The organism is Pseudomonas onubensis, assembly GCF_965653655.1.
Lineage (GTDB): Bacteria > Pseudomonadota > Gammaproteobacteria > Pseudomonadales > Pseudomonadaceae > Aquipseudomonas.
Genome location: NZ_CBFHAZ010000017.1, coordinates 64,970 through 79,843, shown reverse-complemented (window position 1 = coordinate 79,843; position 14,874 = coordinate 64,970). Strand labels below are relative to the sequence as shown.

General features: G+C 61.1%; 16 protein-coding genes. 9 read left to right on the top strand and 7 right to left on the bottom strand.

What is annotated here, in order from left to right; genetic code table 11:
* Nucleotides 1-74: 74 nt before the first annotated feature.
* Entirely contained in the window at nt 75-1,385 is a 1,311-nt protein-coding gene (locus ACTD9P_RS08795) for an MFS transporter (protein ID WP_138817628.1), read from the bottom strand.
* A gap of 209 nt (nt 1,386-1,594) precedes the next feature.
* On the opposite strand from ACTD9P_RS08795, the gene ACTD9P_RS08790 reads away from it, so the two are divergent.
* The 3 genes from ACTD9P_RS08790 (at nt 1,595) to ACTD9P_RS08780 (ending at nt 4,532) form a co-directional block, all read left to right on the top strand.
* On the top strand, nt 1,595-2,701 hold the full coding sequence (locus tag ACTD9P_RS08790; protein ID WP_438867402.1) for a sugar diacid recognition domain-containing protein: 1,107 nt from the start codon (nt 1,595-1,597) through the stop codon (nt 2,699-2,701).
* A gap of 91 nt (nt 2,702-2,792) precedes the next feature.
* Nucleotides 2,793-3,938, top strand: a complete 1,146-nt coding sequence (locus ACTD9P_RS08785) for a glycerate kinase (protein WP_438867401.1) — start codon at nt 2,793-2,795, stop codon at nt 3,936-3,938.
* Nucleotides 3,939-4,019: 81 nt separating this feature from the next.
* Nucleotides 4,020-4,532, top strand: a complete 513-nt coding sequence (locus ACTD9P_RS08780) for a GNAT family N-acetyltransferase (RefSeq protein ID WP_438867400.1) — start codon at nt 4,020-4,022, stop codon at nt 4,530-4,532.
* On the opposite strand, the gene ACTD9P_RS08775 is transcribed toward ACTD9P_RS08780, so the two are convergent.
* On the bottom strand, nt 4,529-5,221 hold the full coding sequence (locus ACTD9P_RS08775; RefSeq protein WP_438867399.1) for an aspartate/glutamate racemase family protein: 693 nt from the start codon (nt 5,219-5,221) through the stop codon (nt 4,529-4,531). The genes ACTD9P_RS08780 and ACTD9P_RS08775 overlap by 4 nt on opposite strands.
* A 171-nt stretch (nt 5,222-5,392) precedes the next feature.
* Between ACTD9P_RS08775 and ACTD9P_RS08770 the strand changes: the two genes are divergently transcribed.
* Nucleotides 5,393-5,887 carry a hypothetical protein gene (locus ACTD9P_RS08770; protein ID WP_438867398.1) on the top strand — a complete coding sequence of 165 codons (495 nt, stop codon included), beginning with the start codon at nt 5,393-5,395 and terminating at the stop codon, nt 5,885-5,887.
* Between the two features lie 76 nt (nt 5,888-5,963).
* On the opposite strand, the gene ACTD9P_RS08765 is transcribed toward ACTD9P_RS08770, so the two are convergent.
* Entirely contained in the window at nt 5,964-6,566 is a 603-nt protein-coding gene (locus ACTD9P_RS08765; protein ID WP_438867397.1) for a hypothetical protein, read from the bottom strand.
* Nucleotides 6,567-6,807: 241 nt separating this feature from the next.
* Here ACTD9P_RS08765 and ACTD9P_RS08760 point away from each other — a divergent pair, with 241 nt between their 5' ends.
* Genes ACTD9P_RS08760 through xylB form a run of 5 tightly spaced genes read left to right on the top strand, consistent with a single transcriptional unit; the run spans nt 6,808 to nt 12,765 of the window.
* Nucleotides 6,808-8,340, top strand: coding sequence for a sugar ABC transporter ATP-binding protein (locus ACTD9P_RS08760; RefSeq protein WP_438867396.1), 1,533 nt, complete (start codon nt 6,808-6,810; stop codon nt 8,338-8,340).
* The gene (locus ACTD9P_RS08755) at nt 8,333-9,310 is read left to right on the top strand and encodes an ABC transporter permease subunit (protein WP_017135608.1); all 978 of its coding nucleotides are present in this window, start codon (nt 8,333-8,335) and stop codon (nt 9,308-9,310) included. Before ACTD9P_RS08760 ends, ACTD9P_RS08755 begins: the two co-directional genes overlap by 8 nt.
* A gap of 34 nt (nt 9,311-9,344) precedes the next feature.
* On the top strand, nt 9,345-10,277 hold the full coding sequence (locus ACTD9P_RS08750; RefSeq protein WP_056860049.1) for an ABC transporter substrate-binding protein: 933 nt from the start codon (nt 9,345-9,347) through the stop codon (nt 10,275-10,277).
* An 18-nt stretch (nt 10,278-10,295) separates the two neighbouring features.
* A complete protein-coding gene (locus ACTD9P_RS08745) occupies nt 10,296-11,297 on the top strand; it encodes a LacI family DNA-binding transcriptional regulator (RefSeq protein ID WP_438867395.1) in 1,002 nt (333 codons plus the stop codon).
* 7 nt (nt 11,298-11,304) lie between these two features.
* Nucleotides 11,305-12,765 (top strand): xylulokinase, encoded by a 1,461-nt coding sequence (xylB, locus tag ACTD9P_RS08740; protein ID WP_438867394.1) that lies wholly within the window; start codon nt 11,305-11,307, stop codon nt 12,763-12,765.
* A 3-nt stretch (nt 12,766-12,768) separates the two neighbouring features.
* Here the strand turns inward: xylB and trxA are convergent, their stop codons facing one another.
* From trxA to ACTD9P_RS08720, 4 genes are all read right to left on the bottom strand, one after another.
* Nucleotides 12,769-13,089 carry a thioredoxin gene (gene trxA, locus ACTD9P_RS08735; protein WP_438867393.1) on the bottom strand — a complete coding sequence of 107 codons (321 nt, stop codon included), beginning with the start codon at nt 13,087-13,089 and terminating at the stop codon, nt 12,769-12,771.
* A complete protein-coding gene (locus ACTD9P_RS08730) occupies nt 13,086-13,346 on the bottom strand; it encodes a thioredoxin family protein (RefSeq protein WP_438867392.1) in 261 nt (86 codons plus the stop codon). The genes trxA and ACTD9P_RS08730 overlap by 4 nt, the downstream gene beginning before the upstream one ends.
* Nucleotides 13,347-13,448: 102 nt before the next feature.
* Nucleotides 13,449-14,306, bottom strand: a complete 858-nt coding sequence (locus ACTD9P_RS08725; RefSeq protein ID WP_438867391.1) for an NmrA family NAD(P)-binding protein — start codon at nt 14,304-14,306, stop codon at nt 13,449-13,451.
* A gap of 101 nt (nt 14,307-14,407) precedes the next feature.
* Nucleotides 14,408-14,848, bottom strand: a complete 441-nt coding sequence (locus tag ACTD9P_RS08720) for an Lrp/AsnC family transcriptional regulator (protein ID WP_438867390.1) — start codon at nt 14,846-14,848, stop codon at nt 14,408-14,410.
* Nucleotides 14,849-14,874: the final 26 nt, after the last annotated feature.

The window sequence follows — 14,874 nt, the reverse complement described above, 5'->3', positions numbered from 1 at the left end:
CGGTGGGTCAGTCAATTCATCTATCACTGATACACCGCATTCGCGAGCAAGCCCGCTCCCACATTTAGACCGCATTACACCTTCAAGGTACGCGTCATGCGCAACGCCAACACACTGCCGGCCACAATCACCGCCGCCAGCAGGTACAGCGCCATGTCCGTGGAGCCGGTGGCATCCTTCACAAAACCGACGATATACGGGCTCAAGAACCCCGCCATCTGCCCCATGGAGTTGATCAGCGCCAAACCGCCAGCCGCCGCACCCGCGCTAAGCAGGGCGGTGGGCACCGGCCAGAACATCGGCAGGCCGGTGAGGGCGCCCATGGTGGCGATGGTCAGGCCGAGAATTGCAATCGCCGGCGTGGTGGCGAAGTTCACCGCAATCACCAAGCCAATCGCGCCCATCAACATCGGCACTACCAGGTGCCAGCGACGTTCCTTGCGCAAGTCGGCGGAGCGGCCCACCAGCAGCATGAACACGGCAGCCAGCAGGTACGGGATCGCACTCAGCCAGCCAATCACCAGGTTATCGCTGAAGCCCAGGTTCTTGATGATTGACGGCAGCCAGAAGTTGATCGCGTACACGCCGCTCTGGATGCAGAAGTAAATCAGGCCGAACGCCCAGATCGCCGGGTTCTTGAACACTTCGCCGAGGGAATCGGTGGTGGTTTTCGGTTTGTTGGCCAGGTCCGTCGCCTGATCGGCTTCCAGCACCGCACGCTCATGGGGCGTGAGCCACTTGGCGTTGGCAAAGCTGTCGCTGAGCAGGAAGTAGGCGAGAGCGCCCAGAATTACCGTGGGAATGCCTTGCAGCAGGAACATCCATTGCCAGCCGGCCAGGCCGCCTTGGCCTGCGGCGAAGTGGTTGAGGATCCAGCCGGAAAACGGGCTGCCGAGCAGGCCGGATACCGGAATGGCCGACATGAACAACGCCATGATTCGCCCACGGCGAAAGGTCGGGAACCACTGCGAGAGGTACAGCACCACGCCGGGGAAGAACCCGGCTTCTGCTGCACCGGTTAACAGGCGCAAGCCGTAGAAGTGGCTGGGCGTGGTGACGAACAGCAGGCAGGTGGACAGCGTGCCCCAGACGATCATCATCAGCGCAATCCAGCGCCGTGGGCCAAACTTGGTCAGCGCCAGGTTGCTCGGTACGCCGCACAGCACGTAGCCGATAAAGAAGATCCCGGCACCCAGGCCGTACACCGTTTCGCTGAATTTCAACGCATCGAGCATCTGCAACTTGGCAAAGCCAACGTTCACCCGGTCCAGGTAGTTGAACAAGTAGCAGATAAATATGAAGGGGATCAGGCGCAGGGTAATGCGCTTGTAGATGGCGTTTTTATCGTCATCGGTGGCCAGTGTGGCAGCGGCGCTCTGTGACATGGCAGTCTCTCTTTATTATGATTTTTCGCGATGCGAGGGTAACGTTGATCGCCCAAAGAGTCTCGGCCACCTTGCCGGGTGCTGTCTTTGTGCTTGCGCACTGTCAGGCAGACTTTGCGCTGTGCCTCTGAACAAGGGCATGAACAAGGGCATGAACAAGAGCACGAACAACAACATGCACCACCACACCTTTCAAGGAACTTAGCCACATGTTCGAGCTGGATCATGACCTGGCGCAGGATATCGTCAATCGCACCATGGCGATCCTGCCCTATAACGTCAACGTCATGGACAGTCAGGGCCTGATTCTGGGCAGTGGCGAGCCGGAGCGCATCAACACCCGGCATGAAGGCGCGCAGCTAGTGCTGGCCAATGGTCGAGTCGTGGAAATCGACGGCCAGACCGCCAAACACCTGAAGGGTGTGCAGCCTGGCATCAACCTGCCGTTGATGCATGACCAGCGCCTGATCGGCGTGCTGGGTATCACCGGCGAGCCTGAGTTGTTGCGCACCTACGCGCAACTGGTGCGCATGACCGCCGAAATGCTCGTCAGCCACCGCCATCAACAAGCCGAGCAACAGTGGCGGCGCCAACGCTGCGATGACTTGCTGGCCTTGCTGCTGGCCGACAACGGTGACTCACCGCGCCTGGTCGACGAGGCCCAACAGTTGGGGCTCAAACCCCAGCTGGCCCGTACGCCCTACCTGTTCGAGCTGGGTGCAGGCCAATCTGCGGAAGCCTTGAGTGCCTGGCTGAGCAGCCGGTTCCCGGACAGCTGGTGCGTCAGTTCTGCGCAGTTTTCCTTGCTGTGGTGCAGGCCTGCGGCGACCCAAGTGGATAACCCTAAACTGCTGGAAAAACTTCAGGGCCTGGGCTGGAAGATCTTGCGGGTCGCCGTGGGCGGCCAAGCCGATGGCCTGGCCGGGTTGCGCCGTTGTTACCGCCGCGTTGGAGACTTGCTGGCCTATGGTCGCGATATTCTGCCGCACTCGCAGCTGTTGACCCTCAATCGCTACCGCCTGCCGGTGATGCTCTGGCGCCACCGCAACGACGACGCCCTGGACGAATTGCTTAACCCCCTGCGTAAGGTCCTGGCCAAGGACAGCAACGGCCAGTTGTTGGCTACTTTGCGTAGCTGGTGCGAACACGATGGTCAAAGCCAGGCCTGTGCCGATGCCCTGGGCATTCATCGCAACAGCCTGCGCTACCGCATGGAACGCATTGCCGAACTCAGCGGTGTCGACCCACTGACCCTCGACGGCATGCTTTCGTTGTACCTCGGCGTACAGCTATTGCCCCAGGCTTTGTCGCAATGAACAACAAACCTCACCCGTACTTGTGCATCGGACCGGCGTCATTGCCGATGGCAACTGGCAGCATGGGCGTTATAAAAACCGGAGAAAGCCCATGAAAATCATCATCGCCCCCGACTCATTCAAGGACAGCCTGAGTGCCGAAGGCGTTGCCCAGGCGATTGCCAGCGGCCTCGCACAGGTGTGGCCGGATGCACAGCTAGTCCAGTGTCCGATGGCCGACGGCGGCGAAGGTACGGTGGATTCGGTACTCGCTGCCTGCCAGGGCGAGTTGCGCCGCGAAACGGTGCGCGGGCCATTGGGCGAGGCGGTGGAGGCGCGCTGGGGTTGGCTCGCAGACAGCCACACGGCCATGATCGAAATGGCCGAAGCCAGTGGTTTGCAACGCGTGCCGCCGGGTCAGCGCGATGCTTGCATCAGCAGCACATTCGGCACCGGCGAGCTGATCCGTGCGGCCCTGGATGCCGGTGCGCAGCGCATCATCCTGGCGATTGGCGGCAGCGCCACCAATGATGCCGGTGCGGGCGCGATGCAGGCGCTCGGCGTGCAGCTGTTTGATGCCAAGGGCCAGGCACTTGCGCCGGGCGGCCTGGCGTTGGCAGGCCTGGCGCACATCAGCCTGGAACACCTGGACCCACGTTTGGCGCAGGTGCGTTTTGAGATCGCGGCTGACGTCAACAATCCACTGTGCGGGCCGCAGGGCGCCTCTGCGATTTTCGGCCCACAAAAAGGCGCCAACCCGCAGCAGGTCGAGCAGCTGGACGCTGCGCTCGGGCGCTTTGCCGATCACTGCGCCCATGTGTTGCCTAAAGACGTGCGCGACGAGCCCGGCAGCGGCGCGGCGGGCGGTTTGGGGTTCGCGGCCAAGGCTTTTCTCGGCGCACAGTTTCGCGCGGGGGTAGAAGTTGTTGCCGAACTGGTGGGCCTGGACGCAGCCGTGCAGGATGCGGACCTGGTGATCACCGGCGAAGGCCGCTTCGATGCACAGACCCTGCGCGGCAAAACACCGTTTGGCGTGGCGCGTATTGCTCAACGCCATGGCGTGCCGGTCATCGTGATTGCCGGCACCTTGGGCGAAGGTTATGAGCAAATGTACGCCCATGGTGTGGACGCCGCTTTCGCCTTGCCTTCCGGCCCCATGAGCCTTGAGCAGGCGTGCAGCGAGGCACCGCGTTTGTTGCGTGAGCGGGCGGTGGACATTGCGCGGGTATGGCGCACAGCGTTCAGGCAGCGTAGTTAGCAAGCCCGCTCCCACCCTAGCCAGCAGGCAGCCGCGCGCCCTACACTGGCCGGTCACTTGTCTTTCAAAGGATGAAACACAATGCACACACCTGAACCCCATATCGTGATCCAGCGCTTTACCGAAGCCCACCTTGAAGGCGTGGCTGCGCTCTATAACGACCCGGCCGTGTGCCGTCAGGTGCTGCAAATGCCTTATCAATCGGTGGAGGCCTGGCGCAACAAGCTGGCGCTGGATAACGAGCGACGGCTGCAGCTGGTGGCGGTGCATGGCGGTGAGGTGGTTGGCCAGCTTGGCCTGGAACAGACCCTGCGAGTGCGGCGCAGCCATGTCGGCTCGTTTGGCATGGGCGTGGCCACGGCGTGGCAGGGCAAGGGCGTGGGCTCCAGGCTGCTGACGGCCGCGCTGGAGGTGGCCGACAACTGGATGAACCTGCATCGCGTGGAGCTTACGGTGTACGCCGACAATCAAGCCGCGCAAGGCCTGTACCGAAAGTTCGGCTTCGAAGTGGAAGGCCTGTTGCGCGATTACGCCCTGCGTGATGGCAAATTTGTCGACACTGTCAGCATGGCGCGCCTGCGCCAATCGGCCTAATCCGCCAGTGCAAACGCCACCGCCGCCTGCGCATGCAGCTCGGTGGTGTCCAGCAGTGGCAGGTGGCTGTGCTGCGGTTTGATCAGCAGGCCGATTTCCGTGCAGCCAAGAATGATCGCCTGGGCACCCCGTGCCGCCAATGACTCGATCACCCGTTGGTAAACCTGGCGCGAAGCCTCGCTGATCACCCCGACACACAACTCTTCATAGATGATCCGGTGCACGGCCTCGCGCTCGTGCGCTTCGGGCACCAATACGCTCAAACCCTGTGCGGCCAGGCGGGACTTGAGAAAGTCCTGTTCCATGGTGAACGCGGTGCCCAGCAGGCCAACTGTCAGGGTGCCGGCATCGACTGCCGCAGCGCCCGCCGCATCGGCAATATGCAGGAACGGAATCGACACGGCCGCCTCGATACGCGGCGCCACCAGATGCATGGTGTTGGTACACAGCACCACACAGTCGGCACCGCCCGCTTGCAGGCGGCGCGCAGCGTCTTCGAGGATCAGCGCGGCGTCATCCCAACGCCCGGCATGTTGGGCCTGTTCCACTGGGCCGAAGTCCACGCTGTACATCAACAGTTGCGCCGAGCGCAGCGGCCCGAGCTGGTCGCGCACCCGTTGGTTGATGATGCGGTAATACTCGGCGCTGGACTCCCAGCTCATGCCGCCGATAAGGCCGATGGTGCGCATGCGATGCTCCCGAACAGGAATGTTGCCTCACCTTACCCATCGGCCACGGATTAGTCATATGCAGTTGCCAGCGAAATCACCGGTGCAGTTGCGCAGGCGTTAATCATACGGTCAGCCGCCGTATCTGCCATGATCGTCGCTCGCAACCTGGCTCACCCAAGGAAACTTGCAATGGACGATGTACAGCAACTGGGCGAGATGCTTCGTCATTACGCCGACAGCGAAGCGCATAAAAAACAGCAATTTGACCTGCAATCGGCGCGCTGGACACAAAAGCTCGGTGAGGTGTTCGGGCAGATCGAACAGTGGCTGGAGCCGGTCAAGAGCGTCGGTTTACTTGAAGTCCAACGTGAAGCTTATGTCGCCAGCGGCCCTGGTCTGCCGGCTGAGAGTTCAACCTTCAAGACCGAGAAGCTCACCGTGCATATCACTGGCAAAGCCGTGGAATTTGTACCGGAAGTCATGGGCGCTGGTGGTTTGATATCGGTGTCGGTGATGGGCCTTACCGCTGCGCGACATGGCAGTGTGTCGCTGGTGCTGGCGGCAGATAAAAACGATTGGCTGTGGAAGAAAACCAACGGTTTGAAAGACCCGGACACCTTTGCCTTCGATGCCAACTTTTTGGCCACGCAGCTGCAGGGTCTGATCCCGCGTGAGCGTGGCTGAAGGCTGTTGGCGGGGCTCGGCCGAGTGTCGGCGTAGGTCTTCGGCGTGAGCACCTGCGCTTTGGGTTCAAACCACGTTACCGAAGCCCAAACATAAACGAGCCTTTCTCCGGGCAATTGGCACTCTTGGCTTTGGTCGCCAACCCCGCATCCCGCAGTTCATTGCAAATCTGCGCGACGTTTTTTGGCGTCACGTACAGGTTGCAGGAAAACCATGCACGCTTGGCCGCTGAGAGTCTATTCAGTGCGCCACCCGCCCTGAGCACCCGCAACACCACAGTTGAACAGCTCTTGCGCAGCATCTGGTAGTTCGCGCTGGGTTTGCTGCGGATGCTGTACCACTCAGCCTGCATGGCCTGCATATTCAACCCCGAAATCGTATAGACCACATGGGGTTTACAGCCTTCGGCGCTGATATCCGACTCCAGGAACAGGTTACGTTCCTGGGGCTGCTTGCCGGTCAACGCGGCGCGGCCCTCGGGCCACCAACTTACATACGCGGTGTTGAACTGCTCGATAAAGGCTCTATCGCGGTCGCGTTCGCCGTTGTTGCGGTAACGGTCATAACGCACTTCGATCATCTTGCCGATCACCGGATCGCCGATGTACATCGCGGCATGGCCGACGTTCGCCCCATGGGGATACCAGATGTAAACAACAACGCTTGCAGTGGCGGTCATGACCCATCCTGATTTCTTCGAGTGCCTGTGGGCAGAACGGGCAGGGCGGCGGTTTTATTCCGGGGGGGCTTTTAAAATTCATTTCATCTGGAACCGCCTGGCACGCGTTTCACGGTTTTGCACTTGATGAAACGTTTAATCAAGCGACAAAAGGTACACGCAAGCGCTTGCGTACGAAAATGCTTCTGACATAGAGTCGGCAACACTCGATTACAAAAATAATAAATCCAGGAGCTCATCCATGAGCCTTGAACCCTTGCTGGAGATGCAGGGCATCAGCAAAACCTTCAACGGTTTGCGCGTGCTCAAGAATGTCGGCCTGAAGGTTTACCCCGGTGAAATCCACGCCTTGATGGGTGAGAACGGCGCCGGCAAGTCGACCTTGATGAAAATCCTTTCCGGCGCTTACCAGGCCGATCCCGGCGGCGAAATCCGCATCGACGGCCAGCCCGTCCCCACCTTTGACCCCGCCACTGCCAAGACCCTCGGCATCGCCGTGATCTACCAGGAACTGAGCCTGTGCCCGAACCTCAGCGTGGCCGAGAACATCTACCTGGGCCGCGAACTGCGGCGTGGCTGGACCATCGACCGCAAGGGCATGCAGGCAGGCTGCATCGACGTGTTGCAACGCCTGGGCGCCGAGTTCAAACCCGCGACGCCCGTCAGCAGCCTGTCGATTGCAGAGCGCCAATTGGTCGAAATCGCCCGCGCCCTGCATGCCCATGCGCGCATCCTGGTGATGGACGAGCCGACCACGCCGCTGTCATCGCGTGAGACCGACCGCCTGTTTGCCTTGATCAAACAACTGCGCAGCCAGGGCTTGGCGATCATCTATATCAGCCACCGCATGGCCGAGATCTACGAGTTGTCGGACCGGGTATCGGTGCTGCGCGACGGCCAGTACATCGGCGAATTGACCCGCGATGCGCTGTCAGCCGAAGTGCTGGTGAAGATGATGGTCGGCCGCGATCTGTCTGGCTTCTACAAGAAGGAACACGCCGCGTACAACCCCGGAAACGTGGTCATGCGCGTGCGCGATATGGCCGACGGCAAACGCGTGCGCAATTGCAGCTTCGACCTGCATGCCGGTGAAGTGTTGGGCATTGCCGGGCTGGTCGGGGCAGGGCGCACGGAACTGGCGCGGCTGATCTTCGCCGCCGACCCGCGCACCTCCGGCACTCTGGAAGTGGTCGGCAAGACCGTCACCCAACTGCGAAACCCGGCGGATGCGATTCGCGCAGGTGTGGTGTACCTCACCGAAGACCGCAAGGCTCAGGGCCTGTTCCTGGACATGAGCGTGGCCGACAACATCAACGTGTGCGCCTGTGTGCCGGATGCACATGCCGGTGGCGTGCTGGACCGTGGGCACGCTGCGCAACGCGCCCATGATGCGATCAAGTCGCTGTCGATTCGCGTGGCGTCGGGCAAGGTCAATGTCGGCGCGCTCTCCGGCGGTAATCAGCAAAAGGTGCTGTTGGCGCGGCTGCTGGAGGTCAAGCCGCACGTGCTGATCCTCGACGAACCGACTCGCGGCGTGGACATCGGCTCCAAGTCCGAGATCTACCGCATCATCAATCAACTGGCACTGGCCGGTATCGGCATTGTGGTGATCTCCAGCGAGCTGCCGGAAATCATCGGCACCTGCGACCGTGTGCTGATCATGCGCGAAGGCCAGTTAGTGGCCGAAGTCGGCGGGGCTTCGGGCCACGTCATTTCCCAGGAACGTATTATCGACCTCGCCACCGGTGGCGATCAGGTGGCTGCCCATGGCTGATTCAATGATTGCAACAACCGGCAAGGCCGAGCGCGTGCGTGAGCTGATGCGCACCGTCGGCATGCTGCCCGTGCTGGTCTTGCTGTTGGTGGGATTTGCCCTGGCCAGCGAAAACTTCCTCACGGTGCAGAACCTGTCGATCATCACCCAGCAGGCCTCGGTCAATGTGGTGTTGGCGGCGGGCATGACCTTTGTGATCCTGACGGCGGGCATTGACCTGTCGGTGGGCGCGATTCTGGCGGCGTCTGCGGTGGTGGCCTTGCAGGCATCGATGTCGCCGCAGTTCGGCATGTTCGGGATTGCGGCAGGCATTGGTTTTGGTCTGTTGCTGGGTTTGGTCAACGGCGGGCTGATCGCTTTCATGCGGCTGCCGCCGTTTATCGTCACCCTCGGCGCACTGACCGCCATGCGTGGGCTGGCGCGTTTGTTGGCCGACGACAAAACTGTGTTCAACCCCGACCTGCCGTTTGCATTTATCGGCAATGACTCCGTGCTCGGCGTGCCGTGGCTGGTGATCATCGCCGTGGCTGTGGTGCTGCTGTCGTGGTTCATATTGCGCCGCACCGTGATGGGCGTGCAGATCTATTCGGTGGGCGGCAACCCGGAAGCGGCTCGGCTGTCGGGCATCAAGGTGTGGAAAGTGCTGTTGTTTGTCTACGCCATGTCCGGCGCGCTGGCCGGGCTTGGCGCCGTGATGAGCGCATCGCGGCTGTTCGCCGCCAATGGCCTGCAACTGGGGCAATCCTATGAGCTGGATGCGATTGCGGCGGTGATCCTGGGTGGCACCAGTTTTACCGGCGGCGTCGGCACCATCGGCGGCACGCTGATCGGCGCGCTGATTATCGCGGTGCTCACCAACGGCCTGGTGCTGCTGGGGGTATCGGATATCTGGCAGTACATCATCAAGGGCATCGTGATCATCGGCGCAGTGGCGCTGGATCGCTATCGCCAGTCCGGCGCACGTACCTGATTTCACCTCAACAACAATCACAAGAGAGACCGGTATGAACTTCAAACGTATCTTTCCCGTTATGGCCCTGGCTGCCCTGATGTCCCATGGCGTGGAGGCTCGCGAACTCAAAGCCCTGGGCATCAGCATGGGCTCGCTCGGTAACCCGTATTTTGTGACCCTGGCCGACGGCGCCACTGCACGGGCCAAAGAGCTGAACCCTGCTGTAAAGGTCACCTCGGTGTCGGCCGACTATGACCTGAGCAAGCAGTTTTCCCAGATCGATAATTTCATCTCATCCAAAGTCGACCTGATCCTGCTCAATGCCGTCGACCCATCGGCCATGGCCTCGGCGATCAAGAAGGCCCGGGATGCCGGCATTGTGGTGGTAGCGGTGGATGTGGACGCCAAGGGCGTTAACGCCACGGTGCAAACCGACAACGTCGAAGCCGGCAAACTGGCCTGCCAGTTTCTGGTGGACAAGCTGGCGGGCAAGGGCAACGTGATTATCCAGAACGGCCCGCAGGTTACCGCCGTGACCGACCGCGTCAAAGGCTGCAAGGCGGCATTGGCCGGTGCACCGGACATCAAGGTGCTGTCCGATGACCAGGACGGCAAAGGCTCACGCGAAGGTGGCTTGAATGTGATGCAGGGTTACCTCACGCGCTTCCCGAAAATCGACGGCCTGTTCGCGATCAATGACCCGCAAGCTATCGGCAGCGACCTGGCGGCCAAACAGCTCAAACGCAGCGGCATCATTATTACTTCGGTGGACGGTGCGCCGGATATCGAAAACGCGCTGAAGACCGACACCCAGATCCAGGCCTCTGCCAGCCAGGACCCTTGGGCCATGGCCCAGACTGCCGTCAACGTCGGCAATGACATTCTCAATGACAAAGCCCCGGCCGAAGCGGTTACCCTGCTCACGCCAAAACTGATCACCCGTGACAACGTGGCGACGTACAGCGGCTGGTCGAGCAAACATTGATTTAAAGGGGAAAGCGTCGTGGTCACCATGGATGACGTGGCAAGCCGGGCCGGGGTGTCGACCTCGACCGTGTCCCACGTGTTGAACGGCACCCGCAAGGTCAGCCCGGCCACGGTACAGGCCGTGCAGCGCGCGATTCAGGAACTGGGTTACATCCCCAACACCCTGGCGCGCTCGCTGGCGCGTTCCAGCACCAATACCATTGGCGTGGCGATCTCGGCGCTGTCCAACCATTACTTCAGCGAAACCGTGCACGCGATTGAAACCGAGTGCGCGCGCCACGGCTACATGATGCTGTTTGCCGACCCGCACGACGATCCGGAACAGGAGTTGCGGGTGGTCACGGCGCTGCATCACCGGCGTGTCGATGGGATTCTATTGGCGCCGTCGACCGGCTCCAGGGCGCTGGAGTATCTGCAGGCCAACGAGATGCCGACGGTGCTGGTGGACCGCATGATGAGCGAGCAGTTTGATCAGGTCGGGGTGGAGAATACCCAGTCCACCCAGGCACTGGTCGCGCACCTGATTGAACATGGGCACCGACGCATTGGCTTTATTGCCGGGCGCGAAGGGCTGGGCACCACCGATGAGCGTGTGGCCGGTTACCGGGCAGCGTTACAGGCAGCGGGGCTGGTGTTCGACCCGCAATTATTGGTCAACGGCGGTTCCGACAGCGAACCGGCGCGGCAAGCCACGGCGCAGTTGCTGGCGTTACCGGCGCCACCCACGGCGATCATGGCCGGTAATAACTTGATGACGCTGGGCGCCATGCACGCCCTGCGTGATGCACGCATTGCAGTGCCAAACCAAATGGCCCTGGTGGGTTTTGATGATTTTGACTGGGCGGATTTTTTCGTGCCGCGCCTGACCCTGATCGCCCAGCCGGTCAAGGAACTGGGGGCCCGAGCGGTGCATATGCTGCTGCAACGCATGGCCACGCCCGGCGCACCCACCCAAAGCGTGCGCCTGGCGCCGAGCCTGCAACGGCGTGACTCCTGTGGCTGTATTGAAGTGGAATAATCTACGTATGCGCAACCCTGTTTCCCTCGGCATAGACCTCGGCACTTCAGAACTCAAGGCGATCCTGATGGACCTCGACGGCAGCGTGCTGGCCCACGTCGGTGTGCGCCTGAGCGTTTCGCGGCGCCACAGCGGCTGGTCCGAACAGGCCCCCGAAGACTGGTGGCAGGCCTGTTTGCAGGCGCTGGCGCAGTTACGCGAGCATGCGGCATTTGCGCGTGTGGCGTGCATCGGCCTGTCCGGGCAGATGCACGGCGCGGTATTGCTGGGCAAGGATGATCGTGTGCTGTACCCGGCCATCCTGTGGGATGACGCGCGCGCAGTGGCCCAGGCCGAGCAACTGGGCAGTGAGTTTGCCGATGTCACCGGCAGCCTGCCCATGGCCGGGCTCACGGCGCCCAAACTGCTGTGGTTGCAACAGCACGAACCCGAGGTGTTCAAGGCGATTGAGTGTGTGCTGTCGCCCAAGGACTACCTGCGGTTGCGCCTGACCGGCGAGCGCATCAGCGACATGTCGGATGCTGCTGGCACCCTGTGGCTGGACGTCGCGCAGCGTGAATGGTTTGCGCCGATGCTGCATGCCACGGGGCTTTCGCCTGCGCAAATGCCCCGGCTGGTGGAAGGCGGCGCAGCCAGTGGTGTACTGAATGTAAACGGGTTAGGCCTGTCGCCCACGGTGGTGATTGCCGGTGGCGGCGGCGATAACCCGGTAGCGGCGGTCGGCATCGGTGCGGTCAATGCCGGTGACGGCTTTATTACCTTGGGCACCAGCGCCGCCATCGTCGCCATCACCGACCACGCCGCCGGCAACCCGGCCAGTGCCGTGCACAGCTTCTGCCACGCCTTGCCCAACCGCTGGTACACCATGGGCGCCATGCTCGCCGGGGCCAGTTGTTTGCGCTGGGTGACGCGCTTGACCGGCCAAGTGGATGAGCAAACCTTGTTGGATCACGTGCAGGTGCACCTGCCCATCGAACAACCGGTACCGCTGTCGACGCCGTTGTTTCTGCCGTACCTGGCCGGTGAACGCACGCCGCACAACGACCCGTTATTGCGCGGTGGGTTTATGAGCCTGGGGCATGACTGCACCCCTGCGATGCTCGGTTATGCCGTGATGGAAGGCGTGGGTTTCGGCTTGCTCGATGCACTGCGTGCGGTGCAATCGACCGGCGCCGACGTGACCGCCTGCGCCCTGGTCGGCGGCGGGGCACGGAGTGAGTATTGGGCGCAGTTGCTGGCCAATATCCTCCAGCGGGAGGTTTTTACGCTGCACGGCAGTGAATTGAGCGCGTGTGTGGGGGCGGCGAAGCTGGGGTTTATGGCGATCGGGCAGGGCGCGGATTTGCTTGCGGCGGGGATGCCGGTCAAAGCGCGCTATGTGCCGGATGTGGGGCAACAGGCGGTACTGGAAGCACGGTATCGCCTGTTTCAGGGGTTATTGAGTGCGGCGCAGGGGCTGCATGCCTGAGGTTCAAAGGTTCGTATTCAGAAAGGCTTCAAGCTGCGCCTTCGATGCGGCGCCGGTTTTGGCGGTGAGTTTACCGTTCTTAAACAACATCAGAACAGGAATGCTCCGGACGCCAAATTTAGCCGGCATATCTTGGTTAGCATCGACGTCCAATTTGGCAATGGTCAATCTGCCGTCGTAGTCCGTGGCCAATTGATCCAGGATAGGTGCGATCGCCTTGCAAGGCGCGCACCACTCGGCCCAGAAATCCACCAATACCGGCAGATCAGCTTTGATGACGCCTGCGTCAAATGAGGCGTCACTGATATGCTTAATCTCGCTCATGAAAAACTCCTTTTATCCTTGAACAGCATTAACAAAGGCGCCTCAAACACGCCATATTGCGCCGCAACGCGGGGGTTCTCATCGATATTCAGCGTCACGATAGTCAATCGGTCGGCATAGTACTCCACGAACTTTTCAAGGAACGCTGGCGGTTCCTCGGTAGCTTTTTTGTAGCACACCAGCACAGGTCCGCGAGCCTTGAGCACGTGTGCCTCAAAGCTCGCATCGGTGACTTCTTTAAGCGTTGTGATGAGCATTGGATCCTCTCCAGTCATGCACAACGTTAACAAGCAGAACGCAGGTGGGCACCTGTGAGAATTGACAGTTTTTTATATTCAACGGCGATAAGCGTTGCAGTTTCAGACGGCCTTGTCGGCTAACGCGCGCAGCACCGTCAGCAACGAAGTTTGTCCATTAAGCACCTCGTCGTGCTCAAAACAGATCCAGCCTTCGTTGAAACCATCGACCATGCGCATGCGTGGCAATGGGTTTTGAGCGCCCTGGGAGCGCAACAATGCCTCCCAGGTGTCACGCGCCACTGCTTCAGCGCGCACGTCGCGGTCGAGTACTTGCGACAAACCTTGGGCGATGTCATTGGGGCTGATCCACTGGCCTTCCAGTTCAACCACCCGATTGCCGGCCCACGCCTGTTGCAGCAGCTGCGCGGCGAGGATGCCAATATCTGCCGTGGCGATCATCGGCACGGCCTTGTCCAAAGGCTGCAGAAAGCTGTGGATCACGCCGGTTTCCCGCGCGGTGATCACGTCGTACAGCGCGTTTTCCATAAACCAGGCGGGGCGCAGGAAGGTGACTGGGAGGTCCAGGGCGCTCAGGGCTTGTTCCATCAGGGTGCGTTGGGTGAGCAGGTTGACCTCAGTAGCCTGGGCGCCGATGGTCGAGAGGCACAGCACCTTGTTCGGCGCAGCCGCCTGTAGCGCCTGGCTGACGGCGGCAATCACCGCACGGGCTTCGGGAAAATCGGGCTGCGGATCAAACCCAGGTGGCGGCAGGATAAACACGCCGGTTGCGCCCTTGAACGCTTCGGTTAATGCCTGTGCGTCGTCCATCTGCGCAAACGCAACGTCGCAACCTTGCTCGGCCCAGTAGGCCGCCTTACCCGCATCGCGCATCACCGCGCGCACCGGTTGGCCGGCCTTGATGAGGTTGCGCGCCAGGGCGCCGCCGACTTTGCCTGTAATGCCAGTAATCGCGTACATGAGCTTTATACCTGTGGGTTCCAATCAGTGGAGCCCAGCATAAAGACCCGCCAGTGATGACAGAATAGTGATTGCGTCACTGCTTTAGTGACGAAAAATCACTAATCAGCCAGGGGCGGCAAACGGCGTTTTACCGGGGTTTTCTTGACAATGGCGGTGTTGGTTTCGGCATAGGCGTTGAGGCGGTCGAGCAGGCTGTCGAGCTGGTCCATGGTGCGCACATGCAAACGCGCGATAAAACAGTCATCGCCGGTGACCTTGTCGCACTCGGTGAACTCGGGGATCGCCTGGATCTGGCGCTCTACCTCCTGCAACTTGCCGGGCAAGGGGCGGATACGCACGATGGCTTGCAGCAGGTAGCCGAAGTGTTTGGGGTCGATATCAACGGTGTAGTGGGTGAGCACGCCGCGCTCTTCAAGCCGCCGCAAGCGTTCGCCGACGCTGGGCGAGGACAGCCCGGTAATGCCCGCCAAGGCCTTGAGCGACAGGCGCGAGTCGTCCATCAAGGCGGCGATCAGTTGCTGGTCGATGGTGTCAATCATGCTGTCTGCCTAATAACAAAAGGTGA

Excerpts from the sequence above, each read along its gene's own strand:
- ACTD9P_RS08750 (WP_056860049.1), top strand. The coding sequence starts at position 9,345 with ATGAACTTCAAACGTATCTTTCCCGTTATGGCCCTGGCTGCCCTGATG.
- xylB (WP_438867394.1), top strand. The coding sequence starts at position 11,305 with ATGCGCAACCCTGTTTCCCTCGGCATAGACCTCGGCACTTCAGAACTC.
- ACTD9P_RS08775 (WP_438867399.1), bottom strand. The coding sequence starts at position 5,221 with ATGCGCACCATCGGCCTTATCGGCGGCATGAGCTGGGAGTCCAGCGCC.
- ACTD9P_RS08795 (WP_138817628.1), bottom strand. The coding sequence starts at position 1,385 with ATGTCACAGAGCGCCGCTGCCACACTGGCCACCGATGACGATAAAAAC.
- ACTD9P_RS08725 (WP_438867391.1), bottom strand. The coding sequence starts at position 14,306 with ATGTACGCGATTACTGGCATTACAGGCAAAGTCGGCGGCGCCCTGGCG.
- ACTD9P_RS08785 (WP_438867401.1), top strand. The coding sequence starts at position 2,793 with ATGAAAATCATCATCGCCCCCGACTCATTCAAGGACAGCCTGAGTGCC.
- trxA (WP_438867393.1), bottom strand. The coding sequence starts at position 13,089 with ATGAGCGAGATTAAGCATATCAGTGACGCCTCATTTGACGCAGGCGTC.
- ACTD9P_RS08720 (WP_438867390.1), bottom strand. The coding sequence starts at position 14,848 with ATGATTGACACCATCGACCAGCAACTGATCGCCGCCTTGATGGACGAC.
- ACTD9P_RS08790 (WP_438867402.1), top strand. The coding sequence starts at position 1,595 with ATGTTCGAGCTGGATCATGACCTGGCGCAGGATATCGTCAATCGCACC.
- ACTD9P_RS08765 (WP_438867397.1), bottom strand. The coding sequence starts at position 6,566 with ATGACCGCCACTGCAAGCGTTGTTGTTTACATCTGGTATCCCCATGGG.
- ACTD9P_RS08770 (WP_438867398.1), top strand. The coding sequence starts at position 5,393 with ATGGACGATGTACAGCAACTGGGCGAGATGCTTCGTCATTACGCCGAC.
- ACTD9P_RS08730 (WP_438867392.1), bottom strand. The coding sequence starts at position 13,346 with ATGCTCATCACAACGCTTAAAGAAGTCACCGATGCGAGCTTTGAGGCA.
- ACTD9P_RS08780 (WP_438867400.1), top strand. The coding sequence starts at position 4,020 with ATGCACACACCTGAACCCCATATCGTGATCCAGCGCTTTACCGAAGCC.
- ACTD9P_RS08760 (WP_438867396.1), top strand. The coding sequence starts at position 6,808 with ATGAGCCTTGAACCCTTGCTGGAGATGCAGGGCATCAGCAAAACCTTC.
- ACTD9P_RS08755 (WP_017135608.1), top strand. The coding sequence starts at position 8,333 with ATGGCTGATTCAATGATTGCAACAACCGGCAAGGCCGAGCGCGTGCGT.